Annotated in this window: 14 protein-coding genes; 8 read left to right on the forward strand and 6 right to left on the reverse strand. The window is 69.8% G+C overall.

What is annotated here, in order from left to right:
- Positions 1–68: 68 nt before the first annotated feature.
- Both AMYAL_RS0127760 and AMYAL_RS0127765 read right to left on the reverse strand, forming a co-directional pair.
- The gene (locus AMYAL_RS0127760) at positions 69–2,489 is read right to left on the reverse strand and encodes an ABC transporter permease (protein WP_020634539.1); all 2,421 of its coding nucleotides are present in this window, start codon (positions 2,487–2,489) and stop codon (positions 69–71) included.
- Positions 2,489–3,178, reverse strand: coding sequence for an ABC transporter ATP-binding protein (locus tag AMYAL_RS0127765; RefSeq protein ID WP_020634540.1), 690 nt, complete (start codon positions 3,176–3,178; stop codon positions 2,489–2,491). Before AMYAL_RS0127765 ends, AMYAL_RS0127760 begins: the two co-directional genes overlap by 1 nt.
- Before the next feature lie 101 nt (positions 3,179–3,279).
- Between AMYAL_RS0127765 and AMYAL_RS0127770 the strand changes: the two genes are divergently transcribed.
- From AMYAL_RS0127770 to AMYAL_RS0127795, 6 genes are all read left to right on the forward strand, one after another.
- Positions 3,280–3,951, forward strand: a complete 672-nt coding sequence (locus tag AMYAL_RS0127770) for a response regulator transcription factor (RefSeq protein ID WP_020634541.1) — start codon at positions 3,280–3,282, stop codon at positions 3,949–3,951.
- Positions 3,948–5,318, forward strand: coding sequence for a sensor histidine kinase (locus AMYAL_RS0127775; RefSeq protein WP_020634542.1), 1,371 nt, complete (start codon positions 3,948–3,950; stop codon positions 5,316–5,318). Before AMYAL_RS0127770 ends, AMYAL_RS0127775 begins: the two co-directional genes overlap by 4 nt.
- Positions 5,319–5,386: 68 nt before the next feature.
- Positions 5,387–5,593 (forward strand): heavy-metal-associated domain-containing protein, encoded by a 207-nt coding sequence (locus AMYAL_RS0127780; RefSeq protein ID WP_020634543.1) that lies wholly within the window; start codon positions 5,387–5,389, stop codon positions 5,591–5,593.
- Between the two features lie 32 nt (positions 5,594–5,625).
- On the forward strand, positions 5,626–6,537 hold the full coding sequence (locus tag AMYAL_RS0127785) for a hypothetical protein (protein WP_020634544.1): 912 nt from the start codon (positions 5,626–5,628) through the stop codon (positions 6,535–6,537).
- Entirely contained in the window at positions 6,534–8,777 is a 2,244-nt protein-coding gene (locus AMYAL_RS0127790) for a heavy metal translocating P-type ATPase (protein WP_020634545.1), read from the forward strand. The genes AMYAL_RS0127785 and AMYAL_RS0127790 overlap by 4 nt, the downstream gene beginning before the upstream one ends.
- Before the next feature lie 85 nt (positions 8,778–8,862).
- The gene (locus tag AMYAL_RS0127795) at positions 8,863–9,324 is read left to right on the forward strand and encodes an ATP-binding protein (RefSeq protein ID WP_020634546.1); all 462 of its coding nucleotides are present in this window, start codon (positions 8,863–8,865) and stop codon (positions 9,322–9,324) included.
- A 6-nt stretch (positions 9,325–9,330) separates the two neighbouring features.
- Here AMYAL_RS0127795 and AMYAL_RS0127800 read toward each other — a convergent pair whose 3' ends face one another.
- Positions 9,331–10,686 carry an MFS transporter gene (locus tag AMYAL_RS0127800; RefSeq protein WP_020634547.1) on the reverse strand — a complete coding sequence of 452 codons (1,356 nt, stop codon included), beginning with the start codon at positions 10,684–10,686 and terminating at the stop codon, positions 9,331–9,333.
- A gap of 89 nt (positions 10,687–10,775) precedes the next feature.
- A complete protein-coding gene (locus AMYAL_RS0127805; RefSeq protein WP_020634548.1) occupies positions 10,776–11,378 on the reverse strand; it encodes a TetR/AcrR family transcriptional regulator in 603 nt (200 codons plus the stop codon).
- Positions 11,379–11,468: 90 nt separating this feature from the next.
- On the opposite strand from AMYAL_RS0127805, the gene AMYAL_RS0127810 reads away from it, so the two are divergent.
- Positions 11,469–12,518 carry an NAD(P)-dependent alcohol dehydrogenase gene (locus tag AMYAL_RS0127810; protein WP_020634549.1) on the forward strand — a complete coding sequence of 350 codons (1,050 nt, stop codon included), beginning with the start codon at positions 11,469–11,471 and terminating at the stop codon, positions 12,516–12,518.
- Between the two features lie 109 nt (positions 12,519–12,627).
- Here AMYAL_RS0127810 and AMYAL_RS50435 read toward each other — a convergent pair whose 3' ends face one another.
- On the reverse strand, positions 12,628–13,047 hold the full coding sequence (locus tag AMYAL_RS50435; protein WP_245193083.1) for a CPBP family intramembrane glutamic endopeptidase: 420 nt from the start codon (positions 13,045–13,047) through the stop codon (positions 12,628–12,630).
- A gap of 836 nt (positions 13,048–13,883) precedes the next feature.
- On the opposite strand from AMYAL_RS50435, the gene AMYAL_RS46250 reads away from it, so the two are divergent.
- Positions 13,884–14,267: a hypothetical protein gene (locus AMYAL_RS46250; RefSeq protein ID WP_051137553.1), complete on the forward strand. Its 384-nt coding sequence runs from the start codon at positions 13,884–13,886 to the stop codon at positions 14,265–14,267.
- 5 nt (positions 14,268–14,272) lie between these two features.
- Here the strand turns inward: AMYAL_RS46250 and AMYAL_RS0127825 are convergent, their stop codons facing one another.
- Positions 14,273–14,842: a TetR/AcrR family transcriptional regulator gene (locus AMYAL_RS0127825; protein WP_020634551.1), complete on the reverse strand. Its 570-nt coding sequence runs from the start codon at positions 14,840–14,842 to the stop codon at positions 14,273–14,275.
- Positions 14,843–14,873: the final 31 nt, after the last annotated feature.

Genomic DNA, 14,873 nt, shown 5'->3' on the forward strand with positions numbered 1-14,873 from the left:
CCGGCGATGTCCCCAGCGCCACGCTCGGGACACTGAGCGTCTCGAACGTGGCGCTGGGGACATCGCGCTCAAGCCGCTGCGAGGCCGGCGGTGACGGGAACTCGTCCGGCCCGCCGGGCCGGGACCAAGGCTGCCAGCGGAGCCGCGAGCAGGGCCGCCGCGACCAGGACCCCCAGCCGTCCCCAGGGTGGCGCGAACACGATCGGCTCACCGCCGCCCGACGCGACCTCCGTGATCAGCCACGCGGAGGCGATCCCCACCGACAACCCGCAAGCGGCACCGAGAACGGCGACGAACACCGACTCCGCGGTCAGCGCCGCGCCGAGCCCGCCGCGCGTGAGACCGAGCGCGCGCAGCAGCGCCGATTCCCGCGTCCGCTCCAGGACCGACAGCGAAAGCGTGTTCGTGATCCCGGCGAAAGCGATCAGCACCGCCAGCGCGGTCAGCGCCCACATGAGGTTCAGCGTTTCCCGCAACGGCGCGGCCGCCTGTTCCTTGATCTCCTGCACACTGCTCAGTTTCGCGAGCGGCGTGCCGGTCAGCGCCTGCTCCAGTGCCGTCCTGGCCTGATCGGGATCGGCGGTCTTGACGAGCACGCTCCCGTCGTAGCTCTCGTCGTTCATGGCGAGCGTTCGCTGCTCCGCGAGATCGACCACCGCGAATCCCAGATCGACTCCCGGAGCGTCCACGCTGTCGTAGACCGCCACCACGCGCAGGGAGCGCACGGTGTCGCCGACGGCGAGCCCGGTCTGGTCGGCGAGGTCCTTGCCGATGGCGATCTCGCCGGGGCCGAGCCTGCCGAGGCGGCCGGAGAGCACCGTCGGGCGCAGGAGGTCGCCGCTGACGGCGGTCAGCTGATACGTGCCGTACGTGCCCAAGTCTCCCGAGAACGAGCGGCGGACCGAAGTGGCGGTCACGCCGGGCACGGCCGCGAGGGTGTCCGCGAGCGAGGCCGGGAGAGGCTTCGTCGTGACCACCGAGGTGACGGTGAAATCCGCGGCGAGCTGGTCGTCCAGTCCTCGGCTCCGGCCAGCCTCGACGCCCGCGGCCACGGTGGTCGCGAGCGCGACGACGGCGAGGCCGATGGTGAGCGCGGCGGCGCTGGCGGCGGTGCGTTTGGGGTTGCGGCCGGCGTTGAGCGCGGCCAGGTCGGCGGGCCGCCCCGGCACGAGCGAGCCGAGCGCGCGGACGATCGGTCCCACCACCAGCGGTCCGGCGGCCAGGGTCGCGCCAAGCAAGGCGACCATCGCCACCATGGCGAGGGCGGCGCCATCCTCCACTGTGGACTGATGGGCCAGCACGCCCGTTCCGACACCGGCGGCGAACAGGATCACCGCGACGATCGCGCGAGGCCGTCCGGCGCGTTTGGCTTCGGTGGGCGTCCGCAGGGCTTCGATCGGCGCGACCCTGGTCGCGGACCACGCCGGGATCGCCGCCGCGAGCGCGGTCACCAGGATCCCGATGGCCACGGCGGCGACCACGGTCCGAGTGGTCAAGGGAAGGTACACGGTCTCCTGACCCGCGACGGCCTGCAGCGCGGCGGCGACACCCAGCCCGCCGAACAGCCCGACCGCGGACGCGACCGCGCCCACCACCGCCGCCTCGGCGAGCACGCTGCCGAAGACCTGCCGTTTCCTGGCGCCCACGCACCGCAGCAAGGCCAGCTCGCGCGATCGCTGGGCGACGAGGATGGTGAACGAGTTGGTGATCACCATCGCGGCCACCACCATGGCGAGGACAGCGAAGGCGGTGAAGAACTTCGCCAGCCCGGCCGTGTCCGGCGCGGTCTCCCGCAGCAGCTGCGCGGCGGCCTCTTTCCCCGTCATCACCGAGACGCCCGGCGTCTTCTTCAGGTCCGCGACGAGCTGTGCCTGGCCGACGCCGGGTGAAGCACGCACGACGATCTGGCCGAATGTCGCCTTGGGGACCAGTTGCCGCAACGTTTCCGGTGACACCAGCAAATTCGTCCCGCCAAGACCGGCGGGACGGTGGAACGTGCCGACCAGTGTCAGCGTGTGACGGCCGCCGGTTTCGTCCAGCACGGTCACGGGCTTGCCCAGTTCGAAGCCGTCGGCGCTGTCCCGTTCCATCGCGATTTCCCCGGTGGTACCAGGAAAGCGGCCGTTCGCGAGGTCGTACGGCCGCAGCTTCTCGTCGGTGCTCAACGCGGTCGCGGCGGCGTCTCGCGGACGCCCGTCGGGGCCGAGCAAGGGTGCGCTGATGGTGGTCCGGCCCTCAGCGGCGGCGACCCCCGGTACCTGACGGACCTTCTCAAGCGTCGCGTCGTCGAGGTCGGCGCCCCGTTTCGCCTCGATCGACGCGTCCACCCCGCGCGTCTCGTAGGAGACCGCTGCCCGCAGTCCCGCGCCGACGGCGTCCGTGAGCACGAAGGAACCGGCCACGAAGGTCACGCCGAGGGTGACGGCGATGGCCGACAGCAGCAGCCGCAGCGGCCGGGCCTTGAACCCGGCGAGCACGGTTCGCAGCATCACGCCCCCAGCCCGGAGAACTCGGCGATCCGGCCGTCGGCCAGCACCACCCGGCGGTCGGTGTACGAGGCCGCCACCGGGTCGTGGGTCACCATCACCACGGTCTGGCCGAGTTCGCGGACCGAGGTGCGCAGGAAGTCGAGCACCTCGGCGCCGGACCGCGAATCGAGGCTGCCGGTGGGCTCGTCGGCGAACACGACGTCCGGCCTGCCGACGAGCGCGCGGGCACACGCCACCCGCTGCTGCTGGCCGCCGGAGAGTTCACCCGGTTTGTGCCGCAGGCGCTGCCGGAGCCCCAGGGTGCCGACGACGGTGTCGAACCACGCCGGATCCGGGCGGCGGCCCGCGAGCCGGAGCCCGAGCAGGATGTTCTCCTCGGCGTTCATGGTCGGCAGGAGGTTGAACGACTGGAACACGAACCCGACCCGGTCCCGGCGCAGCCTGGTCAGCTCGGCGTCGGACAGGCCGGTGAGGTCCGTTCGTCCGATGTGGACCCGGCCGCCGTCGACGGTGTCCAGTCCGGCGAGGCAGTGCATGAGGGTCGATTTGCCCGAACCCGAAGGCCCCATTATCGCGGTGAACCGGCCTCGCGGGAAGTCCAAAGTCACGTGGTCCAGCGCCCGCACCGCCGTGTCACCCCGGCCGTAGACCTTCACGACATCGACCGCGCTCGCGGCGTGTCCGTCCATTGTGTTCATTCCGCGATCATGGCGGGAAGCACCTGAACGGTTCCTGAAACAACCTGAAGAACGCTTCAGGAACAGTGGCGGCGATCTGCGAAGATCGTGGCATGCGCGTGCTCGTGGTGGAAGACGAAATGCGGTTGGCCGAAACCCTCCAATGGGGACTCGAGGCCGACGGCTACGCGGTCGACCTCGCCCACGACGGTCTCGAAGGGCTCGAACTCGCCCAGCTGCACCCGTATCAGGTGATCGTGCTGGACATCATGCTCCCGAAGCTCAACGGCTACCGCGTCTGCGCGGCGCTGCGGGAACGCGGGGTGAGGACGCCGATCCTCATGCTGACGGCGAAGAACGGCGAGTACGACGAGGCTGAGGCGCTCGACACCGGCGCCGACGACTATCTGAGCAAGCCGTTCTCGTACGTCGTGCTCACCGCCCGGCTGCGGGCCCTCATCCGGCGAGGCGCCTCGGGGTCCGCGGGTGTGCTGGAGTTCGGTGATCTCGTGCTCGACCCGGCCAAGCGGACGTGCCGCCGCGCCGGGACGCCGGTGTCGCTGACCACCAAGGAGTTCGCGGTCCTCGAATGCCTGGTGCGGAACGGCGCGCAGCTGGTGACGAAGCGGGAGATCCTCGACCAGGTCTGGGATCTGGCCTACCGGGGCGACCCGAACATCGTGGAGGTCTACGTGAGCGCGCTGCGGCGCAAACTGGACACGCCGTTCGGGCGGCACACCATCGCGACCGTGCGCGGCGCCGGCTACCGGCTGGTGAGCGAATGACCGGCTGGTGGCCCTCGTCGGTGCGGAGGAGCACCGCGCTCTCGGCGGCGCTGCTCTGCGCGATCGTGTTCACCCTCGGCTGGCTGAGCACCCGCGAGCTGCTGAGCTCGCAACTGTCGGGCAGCGCCGTGAACGCGACGAGGGTTCAGCTGACCAGCCTCGCCGACGGCTACCGGACCGGGCAACCGGTGCCGCTCGCCGGTGACGCCCTGTTCGAGGTGGTCGACGACGCCGGGCGACCGGTCGCCAGCAGCGAGAACCTGCGCCGCTGGGATCCAGCGTGGACGTCGTTGCCGCCCGCGCCCACCGGGGCGCCCGCGGACTGGGAGGTCACCACCAAGGCCACGCTCAAGCCCGGTGACCATCCGCAGTGGCGCGAATATCGCGAATACACCGTGGTGGGGAAGGTGATCGACAGCGGTGGCCGTCGGCTCACGGTCTATCTGTTCGTGCTGCCGTGGGAGACGCTCCGGACGTTGGGGACCTTCGACGACACCCTGCGGTTCTTCGTCCCGCTCGCGGTGCTGATCACCGCTTTGGCCGCCTGGCTCGCCGCCGGGCGGGCGCTGCGCCCGGTGGAGGCGATCCGCCGTGAACTGGCCGAGGTCAGCGGGAGCAGGCTCGACCGCCGGGTCCCGGTGCCCCCGTCCCGTGACGAGGTCGCCCGGCTGGCCACCACCACGAACGCGACCCTCGACAGGCTGCAGCAGGCGTATGACCAGCAGGAACGCTTCGTCGCCGACGCCAGTCACGAACTGCGCAGTCCCTTGGCGAGCCTCCGCGCCGGCCTGGAGGTCGCGCTCACCCACGCCGATCGCGCGGATTGGCCCGCCGTCGCCCGCCGGTCGCTGCTCGACGTCCAGCGACTGCAGCGCATCACGGCGGATCTCCTCCAGCTGGCCGTCGATCCGGCGGCGATCCCGGAAGACGTCGTCGACCTCGCCGACGTGGTGGGGGAGCAGGTCGCCGAACGCGCGCTCGAACCAGGTCCCATCGTGGTGTCCGATGTGGACGGTCCGGCGCCGGTGCCCGGCGAACCCGTCCAGTTGGAACGGTTGCTGCGGAACCTGCTCGACAACGCGGTGCGGCACGCGCGCTCGTCCGTCACCGTGCGGCTCCGGCGGGAGGCGGGCGAGGCGGTCCTCGAAGTGATCGACGACGGTCCCGGCATTCCCGCCGCTGATCGCGAGCGCGTCTTCGACCGGTTCGCCCGGCTCGACGACGCCCGCGCGCGGGACGCGGGAGGTACCGGCCTCGGCCTCACGCTCGCCCGCGACATCGCCGTCCGGCACGGCGGATCGCTGCGCGCGACGGACGGCGATCCGGGCGCGCGGCTGATCGCCAGGCTACCCCTCAGGGGTATGTGACGCACGATACCCTGCCGGGGTACCTTTAGGCCGTTGCGTTACCCCCCTGGGGTATGTACGTTGGGTCCATGAGCGAAACGACTTACACCGTCACCGGGATGACCTGCGGCCACTGCGCGACCTCGGTCACCGAAGAGGTCTCCAAGATCGACGGCGTCACCGGCGTCCGGGTCGATCTGCCGACCGGCGCCGTGACCGTCACCGGTTCCCGTGAACCCGCGGCCGCCGAAGTGCGCGCCGCCGTCGAAGAAGCCGGATATCAGCTGACCGCCTGAGCGGCTTGGCACCCGCACTAAGGACTTCCACGATGAACACAGCAGCGAAGCTCTCCGTCTACGGTGTGGTCCTCGCCCTGGTCGCCGGTGGCGCCTGGGCGGCAGGCACCGCTGTCGGTCCGTTTGCCGGCGCCGCCGGCGTGCCAGGTGGTGAGGACACCGGGCACTCGGACACCCACGGCGGCACCGTCACGGAAGCGGCGCACGGCAAACAGGACCACGAACCCGCCGGGCTCGCGTCGACCAGGGGCGGCTACACCCTCACGCCCACCATCACGACGCTCACTCCCGGCACGACGGCCCCTTTCACCTTCCGGATCCTCGGCGCCGACGGCGCGCCGGTGACCGCCTACGACGTCGAACACGAAAAGCGGATGCATCTCATCGTCGTCCGCCGCGACACCGCGGGCTTCCAGCACATCCACCCCGAACTCGGCGAGGACGGCACGTGGACCGTGCCGCTGACCGTCGGCGACGCGGGGATCTACCGCGTCTTCGCCGACTTCAAGCCCAGCGGCGGAGAGGCGACGACCCTGGGCGCCGACGTCTTCGCCGCCGGTGACTTCCAGCCCGCCGGGTACCGGCCCTCGCACGTCGCGGAGGTCGACGGCTACCAGGTTCACCTCGACGGCGAACTCGCGCCGGGCGCGTCGTCGAAGGTGACGCTCACCGTCACCAAGAACGGCCGCGACGTCACCGATCTGCAGCCGTACCTGGGTGCCTACGGGCACTTGGTCGCGCTGCGCGGCGGCGACCTCGCGTATCTGCACGTCCACCCGGACGGCGAACCCGGTGACGGCCGGACCCCGGCCGGGCCCGCGGTGACGTTCTTCGCGGAGGTCCCGACGGGCGGAACTTACCGGCTGTTCCTGGACTTCCAGCACGACGGCAAGGTCCGGACCGCCGAATTCACCGTCGCGACAGGGGAAGGGAGCCACCGATGAGCACCGGAACCGCACGGGTGGCCGACGCCGAGGTCGAACTCGCGATCACCGGGATGACCTGCGCCTCGTGCGCCATGCGCATCGAGCGGAAGCTGAACAAGCTCGACGGTGTCACCGCGACGGTCAACTACGCAACGGAAAAGGCGAAGGTCAGCTACCCGGCCGACATCGAGCCGGGCCTGCTGATCGAACAGGTCGAGGCGGCCGGGTACTCCGCCGCGTTGCCCGCGGTGGAGACGGAAGAACCCGCCGAGGAGAGCGATCCGACCGCTCCGCTGCGGCAGCGGCTGATCGGTTCCGCCGTGCTGTCGGTGCCGGTGATCCTCCTCGCGATGGTGCCCGCGTTGCAGTTCACCTACTGGCAGTGGATCTCGCTGACGCTGGCCGCACCGGTGCTGGTGTGGGCGGCCTGGCCGTTCCACAAGGCGGCATGGGCGAATCTGCGCCACGGAGCGGCCACAATGGACACCCTCATCTCGATGGGCACGCTGGCCGCGTTCCTGTGGTCGTTGTACGCCTTGCTGTTCGGCACGGCCGGAACGCCGGGGATGACGCATCCCTTCGAGCTCACCGTCCAGCGGATGGCGGGCGACGGCAACATCTATCTCGAGGTCGCCGCCGGTGTCACGACGTTCATCCTCGCCGGACGCTATTTCGAAGCGCGGTCCAAGCGGCGGGCGGGTGCGGCACTGCGTGCCCTGCTCGAACTCGGCGCGAAGGACGTCGCGGTGCTCCGTGACGGCAAGGAAGTCCGCATCCCGATCGGCGAACTCGCGACGGGCGAGGAGTTCGTGGTGCGGCCGGGGGAGAAGATCGCGACCGACGGCGTGATCACCGAAGGCGCGTCGGCGGTCGACGCGAGCATGCTCACCGGCGAGAGTGTTCCGGTGGAGGTCGTCCCCGGTGACCCGGTGGCGGGGGCGACGGTCAACGCGGGCGGCAGGCTCGTCGTCCGTGCGACCCGTGTCGGCGCCGACACGCAGCTGGCGCAGATGGCGAAGCTCGTCGAGGCGGCCCAGACCGGAAAAGCCCAGGTTCAGCGGCTGGCGGACCGGGTGTCGGCGGTGTTCGTGCCGATCGTGATCGCGCTCGCCGTCGGCACGCTGATGTTCTGGCTCGGCACCGGCGGTTCGGTCGCGGCCGCGTTCACCGCGGCGGTCGCCGTCCTGATCATCGCCTGCCCGTGCGCACTGGGCCTGGCGACGCCGACCGCGCTGCTCGTGGGCACCGGCCGGGGCGCGCAGCTCGGGATCCTGATCAAGGGCCCGGAAGTGCTGGAATCGACCCGCGCCGTCGACACGGTCGTCCTCGACAAGACCGGCACCGTGACCACGGGGCAGATGTCGCTGGTGGCCGTCCACGTGGCCGAAGGTGCCGACGAGGAGACGACGCTGCGGCTGGCGGGCGCGCTGGAAGACGCGTCGGAGCACCCGATCGCGCAAGCCATCGCCCGCGCGGCACGGGAACGCACCGGGGAACTCCCGGCCGTCGAAGAGTTCACCAGCCTCGAAGGCCTTGGTGTGCAAGGGATCGTCGACGGCTCGGCGGTGCTGGTCGGCCGGAGTGCCTTGCTGGAGCAGTGGAGTCATCACCTGACGCCCGCGCTGGCGGAAGCCAAGGCCGCGGAGGAGAAGCTCGGCCGCACGGCGGTCGTGGTCGGCTGGGACGGGGAGGCCAGGGCGGTCCTGGTCGTCGCGGACACCGTGAAGCCGTCGTCCGCCGAGGCGATCTCCCGGCTGCGCGGGCTGGGGCTGACCCCGGTGCTGCTCACCGGCGACAACGAGGCCGTCGCCCGCGCGGTGGCGGCCGAGGTCGGGATCGAAACGGTGATCGCCGAGGTGCTGCCGAAGGACAAGGTCGACGTCGTCAAGCGGCTCCAAGGCGAGGGCAAGGTCGTGGCGATGGTCGGCGACGGCGTCAACGACGCGGCCGCGCTGGCACAGGCCGACCTCGGCCTGGCGATGGGCACCGGCACCGACGTCGCCATCGAGGCCGGTGACCTGACGCTGGTCCGCGGTGACCTGCGGGCGGCGGCGGACGCGATCCGGCTTTCCCGGCGGACCCTGCGCACCATCAAGGGCAACCTGTTCTGGGCTTTCGCCTACAACGTCGGCGCGCTTCCGCTGGCGGCCGCGGGCCTGCTCAACCCGATGATCGCCGGTGCCGCGATGGCCTTCAGCTCGGTCTTCGTGGTGTTCAACAGCCTGCGCTTGCGCGGGTTCCGGAGCATCGCGCCCTGACGGCCGTGGTTGACCAACGGGTGTTCTGGGTAACCCGAACGTGCGACTTCAGCAGCGAGGTCGCGTAACGGGGAAGGGTGGCTCCATGATCAGTATCGCGGAGCATCCGGTGCCGGGAACCTGGGTGCTTGACCTGCGAGCCACGACGCCACGGGCGTTGCCGGACATGCGCGCCTGGGTGGTCAGATGCCTGCCGGATCTCGGCGAGGGCCATCGTGACGACGTCCTGCTGGCGGCGACGGAACTGGTCGCCAACGCCTACGTGCACGGTGGTGGCGCACGCCACATCCAGTTGTGGCGCGGCGTCACCCCGTGCGCGGTCCGCATCGAGGTCGCGGACGTCAGCATCGAGCAGCCACGGGCGCGCTGTTCGCAGATCGAGGATCCCCGCGGACGGGGTCTGCTCGTCGTCGACGGGGTGGCGGTGCAGTGGGGTGTCCGGCGCGAGCGGCTGCGCGGCGGGAAGATCGTCTGGGCGCACATCCGTTGTGACGGCCGTTGCCCGGAAGCGCCCCCGCGCGTGCGCGGGAAGCGCTCCCGGAGCTGATCGGACTCAGACGGCCCGGCGCGCGGTGAACAGGCCGAGGGCCGAGACGGCGGCGAAGCCGAACAGCAGCCATCGGGCCGAGGTGACCACCGAAGACCCGCCAAGGTTGACCAGCAGGCCGGCGACCGCTGCACCGAACGCCGTCGACATCGTCAGGATCGTCGCGATCGCGGCGGCAGCCTTCCCGCCTTCGCCGTCCGGTGCGGAAGTCATCGCCGCGACGGACAGATGCGGCATCGCGATGCCGATTCCCGTGCCACCGAAGAAGAGCACCGGCAGCCAGGCGAGCACCACCGGCAGCGACGGCCGATCGGCCTGCAGCAGTCCCAGCAGGACGAACCCGGCGGCGAGGCAGGCGGGCCCGGCGAGGACGAGCCGCCGGGTCTTATGGGCCGACGCGCTGAAGAGCTGGCTCACGGACCAGCCCAGGGAAAGCGCTGCGGCGAAGAATCCCGCCGCCGCGGGCGGGAGCCCGCCCAGCCGCTGGCCGAACAACGGCAAGAACGTCTCCACGGCCACACCGGACGCCAGAACCATGATCGTCAGGTAGATCCACCGCAGCCGCGAACCCCGCCGGTACACCGACCCCGGCAGCACACTCGCCGTCGCGCGGTTCTCCGTCACCAGGAAAGCGGCCACGAGGACGAGACCCAGCGCGATGAAGGCCGCCATGGCGAGGGTGTCGGAGAGGATCCCGGCCACACTCACCGCTCCGGCGGCACCGACGACCAGGGACAGCGACGCGACCGGGACCGGCGGTGCCTGCGCCGCCCGTTCGCCGCCGGGAAGCGCCCGTGGCACGAAGATCGCCAGCACGGCCGCCGCCACGGCCAGGGCAACGAACGCGGACCGCCACGAACCGAACTGGGCGGTGAACCCGCCGAGTGCCGGGCCCGCGAAGTTGCCGACCCCGAACATCGCGGAGATCAGGGCGCTTCCGCGGCTCCACAGCCGGGACGGCAGCGCCGAATGGATGAGCGCGAAGCCCAGTCCGGTCAGCAGACCGGCGCCGAGCCCCTGCATCCCACGGCCGGGAAGGAGGACCTGCATCGACGGGCTCACCGCGCAAAGCACCGAGCCCGCGGCGAAGACGCCGAAGCCGATCAGATAGGAACCCTTGCCCCCGAACCGGGAAAGGGACTGGCCCACCAGCATGGTCGCGACGACCTGGGCGATGAGGAACGCCGTCATGGTCCAGGCGTACAACGGCCGTCCGCCGATCTCCTCGATCGCCGTCGGCAGCAGGCTCGCCGCCACGTAGATGGTGATCGCGCCGACGAGCACACCACCCGCCAGTACCGCCGCGGTACTCGTATGGCGGCCCAGTTCCCGCCACGATCCGATGTCTTGCCCGATGCTCACGCGCTTCTCCTCGCTGTCGAGTGGATTGCGCTTTGCATCCTGTCGGCGCGGGGAGCCCCGGTAATCGGACAAATCAGACGTGAATCACGTCACATTTTCGCGCGGCCCTCGATCGCGGCGCGGGCGGCCTCGACCGACTTCCGGACGACGACTTCGGTGGAGTAGCCCTGTTTCGTGAAGACGCCGTCGAGATAGAACGTGCCGTAGCCGTGTGCCTGGGTGAACAACTGCTCCATCAGCTCCAGCCCGTCTTGTGGCCGGTCGGCGACGGTGAGGCAGAGCATGACGAACTGGTCGGTCAGGCGGCGGGTCTGCTCGTGCAGTCCGGCGTGCTCGGGGCCCTGCAGGCCGTCCGAGTAGATGATGTTCATCCCGGCCCGGCGCTCGATCAGGTACTCCGTGTACGCGCCGGCGGCGGCGGCGAGGGCCGCGACGGGCTCAGCCTCGGCCTCGATGGCGTCGTGCACCTTGTCGGCCAGCTGGCAGGCGACGGTGGCCGCGATCGCGGCCAGCAGGCTCTCCTTGTCCGGGAAGTGCCGGTAGGGCGCGCCGGGGCTGACTTTCGCGCGCCGGGCGACCTCGGCGACGGAGAACGCGCCCAGTCCCTGCTCGGCGATCAGGTCGAGCGCGACCCGCACGAGTTCGGCGCGGAGGTCGCCGTGGTGGTACTTGCCGCCCATGTCGTGGATCACACCGTCCCGGTCGTGGAATATGTAAGAGCCCTCTTACGTAGTTGTAAGTGACCTCTTACATGGTCTCACTGTTTTCCTTCGGAGGGTTTCATGACGACGACCACGCACGCCATCGCCGCGCCATCCCCTGGCGCCGCCCTGTCGCCGACGACGATCGAGCGTCGCGACCTGCGTCCGGACGACGTGCTGATCGACATCGCGTACGCGGGGATCTGCCACAGCGACATCCACCAGGTGAAGGAAGACTGGGGCAGCGCGATCTTCCCGATGGTGCCCGGCCACGAGATCGCCGGCGTCGTCGCCGCGGTCGGCTCCGGGGTGACGAAGTACCAGGTCGGCGACCGTGTCGGGGTCGGCTGCATGGTCGATTCCTGCGGCGAGTGCGAGTGCTGCCTTGCGGGCACCGAGCAGTTCTGCGTCAAGGGCAACATCCAGACGTACAACGGTGTCGGCTTCGACGGCGAGAACACCTACGGCGGCTACAGCCGCCAGATCGTGGTGAAGGACGGCTTCGTCTGCCGGATCCCGGAGGGGATCGGCCTCGACATCGCCGCCCCGCTGCTGTGCGCGGGCATCACCACCTACTCCCCGCTGAACCGCTGGGGCGCCGGACCCGGCAAGAAGGTCGCCGTCGTCGGCCTCGGCGGGCTCGGCCACATGGCGGTCAAGATCGCGGTCGCCATGGGCGCCGAGGTCACCGTGCTCAGCCAGAGCCTGAAGAAGCAGGAAGACGGACTGAAGCTGGGTGCGAAGGACTACTTCGCGACCGGTGACGCGTCGACGTTCCAGACGCTGCGCGGCCGCTTCGACCTGATCCTCAACACCGTTTCGGCGACCCTGCCTGTCGACTCCTACCTCGGCATGCTGCGCGTCGGCGGCGCGATGGTGAACGTCGGCGCGCCCGGCGAACCACTGTCCTACAACGCTTTCTCGCTGCTCGGCGGGAACAGGGTGCTCGCCGGTTCGATGATCGGCGGGATCGCCGAGACCCAGGAGATGCTCGACTTCTGCGCCGAGCACGGGATCGGCGCGGAGATCGAGACGATCTCGGCCGACCAGGTGAACGTGGCCTACGACCGGGTCGAGAACAGCGACGTCCGCTACCGGTTCGTCATCGACGCGGCCACCATCGGCGCGTAACCGGCCCAGCCGGTCATAATCGCAGGTTCGGTCCGTGAAGGCCTCCTTGCCTACCCTGAAGGTAGGGAAGGAGGCCTTCACGGACCAGGCACGCGACCGAGTCGCAGGCTCACATCAACAGCAGGGGCAGGGTGTTCATCGCGGTGTGCGCGGCGATCGGCGCCCACAGGTTGCGGTAGCGCGACCACAGGTAGCCGGTGAACAGGCCGAAGAACCCTTGGAAGGCCACGATCGCGCCGAGGGTGAGCGGAAGCGTTCCCTGGCCGTGCGTCGGCAGGTGCAGCCACGCGAACAGCAGTGACGAGAGCAGGATTCCGGGCCAGCGCCCGAAAAGCGCTTCGAGCGGGTCTGCAGCATGCCGCGGAAGAAGACCTCTTCGAGGACGTTCGCGGTGAAGAAGGTCAGCGTCGCGCCCACTGCGAGGTAGACCGGATCGGGATAGTCGTCCGCGCTGGGGAGCGGCGGCGAGAATGGTCCCAGAATGTAGAGCCAGCCGAACACGAGTACCGCCGGGATCGGCGCGAGCCATTGCCAGGCCTGCCGGGGCAGCCACGTGAGCCGGAACGGATCCGGTTCCTCGCGCGGCCGGAGGGTTCGCAGAAGAACCAGTGGCAGCACCAGGAACACGAGCGGTTTGGCGAGCGCCCAGATGTCGCGGACCAGAGCGTGCTGTCCCATCTCGGACACCAGGAACAACGCCAGTGGCCACAGGAAGGCGATCAACGCCAAGGCCGTCGCTTGTCTGCTCAGCGCGCGCCTGTCGGGCACCCGCGGGAGCAGTCTCGGCGCGTGGAGCGGGATCCCGCGGATCAGCAGGATCCCGGCCAGCGCGGGGATCAGTGCGCCCGCGAGGGAGAGTTCCGCGGCCGAATCCGCGGACGGCTTGATCGTGTCGTACCCGGTCGCCAGCAGCAGTGCGGGCACGGCCACGAAGACCGCGAGCCCTCCGAAGAGGATTCCCCAGGCGGCACCCGTGCGGGTGTCGGTTTTTTCCATCACCGGGAAAGGATCATCGAAGCGGCGCGCGTCCGCGTCATCCCTTCGGAGGACTTATCGAAGGGCAAGGCAAGGTGTCGTGCCAGGGACGCGGATGGGTGCTTGTCGGCGATGAGTGAGCGGAAGGGGGCTTTCCCCTCATTGCACGAATGGAAGGTGTCCTTCGCCTCGGGTCTTGTGGTTCTCAGGTGACGGAGGCTCAGAGGTGCGTCGCGGCCGGATGGGCGCACGCCAGGAACTCGGCAGTGCGCCATATTTGGCTTGCCCTCGACAAGTCTTCCCTTCCGGACGGCCCTTTTGGCTCTTGCCCTGATTTTCCGTCCTCGCCAAGCTGCTCTTGTCCCGGACAGGCAAGGGGGAGTGATCGGTATGAAGTTCCGGAATTCGCTGGGAATCAGTGTGTTGTGCGCCGTCGCGATCGCGGTGGGATCGGCCCCGGCGGCCGATGCCGCGGCCGAGGCGGGCTACACGTGGCTCGACCTGATCACCGGACGGGGCTACAGCGGCACCACCGCCCGGTCGTCCGGGACCGAAGCCGAAGTACCTCCACGTGGCCCTTCGCTGGATTGCCGGGATCCGTGGCTTTCCGGATCGGGTTACGCGCTTTCCTGCTCGGGAACGGACTTCCACGTCTTCGTCGACTGTTCGAACGGTGACCGGTACGCCTACGGCCGGGGCCAGGGGGAGTACCGGATCATCTTCACCTGCCCCGGCGGTGCCACGGCATTGCGTGGCGGCGCATACGGTTACTGAGGACCTCAGCCGACCGCGATGACCTTTTCCAGGCTGCGCAAGCACAAAGTGAGCGCGTCGTGCTTCGGTGTCTTCTCGCGCACCAGGCCCCACGCCGTGTAAAGCAGGCTCCACAGCAGTTGCAGCAGCCATTCCTTCGTCATCGCCGGATCGATCGAGCCCTCGGCGTGCCCGCGTTCGATGACCCCCAGCAGGGCACGGTCGTCGTCGCTCTCCTCTTCCCATTCGGGGCGGGTCATCAGATCCGGCATGGTGAACAGCAGCTGGAAGACGTCGGCGTGCTCGAAGTACTCCTGGCACAGCCTCGCCAGCACGGCCGGAGCGGGGCCGTCGTCGAGCCGGGCCCGTTCGGTGCTCCGGGAGATCTTGTCGAGGGCGTCGTGACTGATGGCGTCGATGAGGTCCGAGCGTTCCGCGAAGTACCGGTGCACCGTCGTGCGCCCGACGTTCGCCGCCGCCGCGATGTCGGCCAGCGTGGCGCCCGGTTGCTTCGTCAACGTCTCGATGGCCGCGTCCAGGATCGCGCGCCGGGTCCTCGCCCGGACACCCGTCTCGGTGACCACACCCTCGCTCATGGCCAGTACCGTACCTCGATTGCCGATATGG

This window comes from Amycolatopsis alba DSM 44262, from assembly GCF_000384215.1.
Taxonomy (GTDB): Bacteria; Actinomycetota; Actinomycetes; order Mycobacteriales; family Pseudonocardiaceae; genus Amycolatopsis; species Amycolatopsis alba.